The following is a 500-nucleotide window of genomic DNA, read 5'->3' on the forward strand; positions in this document are numbered from 1 at the left end:
GAAGGACGCGACGAACCGCGATAGTGCTTCGGGGAGCTGTAAGTAAGCGTTGATCCGGAGATTTCCGAATGGGGCAACCCAGCTGGACTCATACCCAGTTACCGATCGAGTGAATTCATAACTCGACGGAGGCAGACCGGGGGAACTGAAACATCTAAGTACCCCGAGGAAGAGAAAACAACAGTGATTCCGTCAGTAGCGGCGAGCGAACGCGGATTAGCCCAAACCAGAGAGCTTGCTCTCTGGGGTTGTAGGACGTCTCACATGGAGTGACAAAGGAGTAAGGTAGGCGAAGAGGTTTGGAACGACCCGCCAGAGCAGGTGACAGCCCTGTAGCCAAAAGTTTGCTCCCTCCGAGACGGATCCTGAGTAGTGCGGGGCACGTGAAACCCCGTATGAATCCGGCAGGACCATCTGCCAAGGCTAAATACTCCCTGGTGACCGATAGCGAAGCAGTACCGTGAGGGAAAGGTGAAAAGGACCTCGGAAGAGGAGTGAAA

Annotated in this window: 1 rRNA gene; it reads left to right on the forward strand. The window is 54.8% G+C overall.

Annotation, left to right across the window (positions count from 1 at the left end):
* Positions 1-500: ribosomal RNA gene (locus QWJ34_RS27070) — 23S ribosomal RNA — on the forward strand; the annotation flags it as partial.

Origin of the sequence: Saccharibacillus sp. CPCC 101409, assembly GCF_030518235.1 — a bacterium.
Lineage (GTDB): Bacteria > Bacillota > Bacilli > Paenibacillales > Paenibacillaceae > Saccharibacillus.